This is a genomic window from Oleiphilus sp. HI0123, from assembly GCF_001635315.1.
This window is the reverse complement of record NZ_LWGE01000033.1, coordinates 1-371: the sequence shown is the minus strand read 5'-3', so window position 1 is coordinate 371 and position 371 is coordinate 1. Positions and strand designations below refer to the sequence as shown.

Genomic DNA, 371 nt, shown 5'->3' with positions numbered 1-371 from the left:
TTACCCCATGATTGGTTATAAACAGAATCTGAAAGGTCACCAACACTGACTGAGAAAGCTTCATCAGAGTTAGCTTGGCGGCGGCGACCAGCAAAACTTAACTCGTAGGCCTGACCTGCTGTCGTCGCGAAGTCTTGGAAGATAGAGAACTGACCATTAGCGTCTCCAGGGTGCGCATTAAGTTCTAATACTCTAATTCCATCATCGGCAGGTACGATAAAATTGTTAGACCATATTTCAACATTCTGGCTGGCGTCCCAATTTGGAATGCTAGAATAAATCTGCCACGTAGCTGCGCTTCCATACCCGCCAAGTGCTGCTTCGTTACCAATATCTTCGAAGCTGCCATTTTCTATAAGATTAGCTTGAGC

Annotated in this window: 1 protein-coding gene; it reads right to left on the bottom strand. The window is 45.6% G+C overall.

What is annotated here, in order from left to right; all coding sequences use genetic code 11:
* A partial coding sequence (locus A3761_RS00430) for a DUF642 domain-containing protein (protein ID WP_156491454.1) occupies positions 1-371 on the bottom strand: 371 nt, incomplete at both ends.